This window comes from Dokdonella immobilis (genome assembly GCF_900115085.1).
GTDB lineage: Bacteria > Pseudomonadota > Gammaproteobacteria > Xanthomonadales > Rhodanobacteraceae > Dokdonella > Dokdonella immobilis.
Genome location: NZ_FOVF01000063.1, coordinates 1 through 2,865 on the forward strand (window position 1 = coordinate 1; position 2,865 = coordinate 2,865).

Below are 2,865 nucleotides of genomic sequence, written 5' to 3' on the forward strand. Positions count from 1 at the left end.
CTTGGAGTTGTGCGTGTCCCGGTTGTTTCCTTTTCGATCACGGTTGTTCGAGTCTCGGGCGGAAATGAAATCCGGCTCGAAAGCCCGGGAAATCTGGAGGGGGCCGAAATTGGCCCACCCCCTCCCCCTGCTCATTCCTGGTATGGCTGTGCCCCGAGTTGCTCTGCCGTCATCGTAATGGCCAGCGAGTTCGCGATCGATCGAAGCCCTTCGACGCTGTTATTCACCCGATCTCCTGCGAAGGCAGACTTGGTTTGCGCGCCACCGGTCGATTCCAGCATCTGCCGGGTGGCAAGTACTGAATCGAGCGTTCCGACATCCAGCACCTGCGGCACTGGGGAGACGTCGTTGCTCAACGTGGCGCCCTGCTCCGAGTAGGCCTTTCCGAGAATTCTTGATCCGAAAAATGGAAGTCCCGATCCGGAAAGCTGCGAAGTCTTCAAGTATGTCCAGCTCCGCCCGACCCAACGATTTACGCTCCATTCGAATGAATAGAACGTGTAGTAGCTCGGCGAGGAGTCGACGAGCACTGCCACGGTCCCGTCCTCTGCTGGAGCACCAACCAGAATCCGCTCTACAGAGCCATCAATGACCCTTCCCCTGAATCCGCCTTCCAAGGAGTCATCAGGAGCCTGGATCCACAAGGCCTGCCCAAAATACACGCCGAGTGCACCACTAGTCAGATGCCAGGTGCCATACAGATTGGTTCTGGGCTGGGTATCAAAAAAGAGCTGCCGCTGTATTGGGATGGACAATCCGCTCGGGAGGTCAATCCTTCCGCTCATGGCCGAGAAGAATGTCAGTGTCGCATTGCCGATGACATTTGGAGTCGGATCTCCCTGATAGGCGCATCCGAAGCATTGGCCGTTCGAGAACGATGCGAAGTAGACGGAAGCCGAATTTGAAGTGATGCTGTAGATGCCCCCACTGGTATAGAAGGCGGAAAGCCCATCCGAGGTATATCCGTAATAGGTTACGAATATGAAATTGTCCTGGATCTCGATTCCGTAGCCACGACCGCCCTCGGCCGGATTCCACCAGATCCCCTGTTCCGGAAGGATGGCAGAGGCGACATTACAATAGCCGGATATCAGGATAGCCAGACAAAAGAGGCGTATGCGCATTTCATGACTCCTTTTTTTTCGTATGGCGATACTACTCCCATATAACCCAAACGCACCATTGCGCGGTTATCGCATATTGGCCGGCTTTCCCCGGGGGCCTCTTGATTGAAGGAATTGTCGGCGGCGCGATTACGCACGAATAGCGCATCCGGCTGTGTGGCGGCGTCTTGCGACCCGAATTAACGTCTCATGGCGGTAGGCAGATCGAGCCAGGCTCAAGTCGGGCCGGGCTCTGTAACTTTTCTGGCCGTTCTTGACGCCTGGGCGGACACCTGCACTCCTGCGATGCGTGCGCCGCCTGTAGCCATGCATCTCCGATTGCCTGACCCGAGGCCACCCGGGTATCGAAAACTCCGGAGCGAGCTGCACCTGCCGAAATGGATCACGATCCTGCGTGGAATCAAGACCGGCGCGGTGGTCAGCAGCCATGCGCATATCGCGGCGCCAACCACACCGGAGGCAGTTGCCGCCAGATGCGCTCAGGCCGTGGCCGGCCGAGGTACAGGCGAAAAAGTTCGCAGAGAGGGTCTGAACACGTGGCACAACCGTCACGACACCTGCCTGCGTGCAGATCGCGGCGCATCGACGCAGACAGACTGGTCGTCTCGGCAACGGCTCCTGCGTTGCTCAACCTCCTGCATCCATGCAGTCGTTTCAAGGCGACGCTAAAAAGAGCTGCGCGCAGGCAGGTGGCACCCAAGCGATTGATTCAATGGAACAAGTGTGACGTCCAGAAGGCCCGCCGCACGCACCGCGCGCTTCGTCAAGGCAACCAGAGCCTTCAATTCGCCACGCGGCACCTGCGTCGAGCCTTCTGAACGCCATGAAGATTGCGCCACTTCATCATACCCTTCCTACCTAGCGACTTCAGCGAGGCCAGCCAAGAACTCCATCGAATCGCGTCGAGGCAACAACGATTCACGACTGGCTCGATGCTATCCGGGACGCTTCGCCTCAGCGCGGGCACTCCGATTCGGGACGGTTGCAGAAGAATTTGGGGATGCGCCGTCCCGCCATCACATCGGCGCTCATATCCTCAAAATCATGTCCGCTCCAACTGAGGAATTTCGCCTGGGAGTCCGCTGGAATCCTGGCATGCGCATCGAGGTTGAGAAACATGAACCTCGCTTTGCCCAGAGGCTGGAAAGTCGAAAGTTGCGCCAGCTCGTCTCTTGGCGTCATGGGTCGCAGATGTTCGATATCGAGCGAATCCAGGATCGCAAGGTGATACCACGGTGTATGTTCGGTCTGGACGAGACAGTGCGTGATGCGGGGGAGATCGGGCGCAGTCGCCTTGATTGCTTCGTCAGAGATCCAGCCGAACGACCACACGCTCGTATCCAGGAGGTGGAACTGGCAGCGGACCGGGGGACGGCGAGGCGGCGAGGCGAATCGAGGCGAATCGGAGGCGAATCGGGACATCCAAAAAGCCCTCAACATCCTACGTCACGAATCGACGTTTTCCTACAGACAGCACGGCCTGATCCCGGCAGGCTGGCGGCATGACTACGGCACGCCACCTGCTCGTCGATCCTGACACTCCCGGCTTCTATCACTGCAATTCGCGGTGCATCCGGCGGGCCTGGCTATGCGGGGTCGATCCTTGCGATGGAAAGTCCTACGAGCACCTACAATCCGAGGAATATCGCCTCGACGTCGCCGTTCCTCGTACTTCCCACCCGCCTCCAACGCCTGAAGCCCTTCGCCTCTGCGGCGCGGATCGTCAGCTCGCCTTCTTCAA

General features: G+C 58.4%; 2 protein-coding genes. Both read right to left on the minus strand.

The window, feature by feature from the left end:
* Positions 1-131: 131 nt before the first annotated feature.
* Positions 132-1,124 carry a hypothetical protein gene (locus tag BM125_RS19490; protein WP_092411114.1) on the minus strand — a complete coding sequence of 331 codons (993 nt, stop codon included), beginning with the start codon at positions 1,122-1,124 and terminating at the stop codon, positions 132-134.
* Between the two features lie 954 nt (positions 1,125-2,078).
* Entirely contained in the window at positions 2,079-2,456 is a 378-nt protein-coding gene (locus tag BM125_RS19495) for a hypothetical protein (RefSeq protein ID WP_139225134.1), read from the minus strand.
* Positions 2,457-2,865 lie beyond the last annotated feature (409 nt).

Coding starts and splice junctions, on each gene's coding strand:
- BM125_RS19490 (WP_092411114.1), bottom strand. CDS start 1,124: ATGCGCATACGCCTCTTTTGTCTGGCTATCCTGATATCCGGCTATTGT.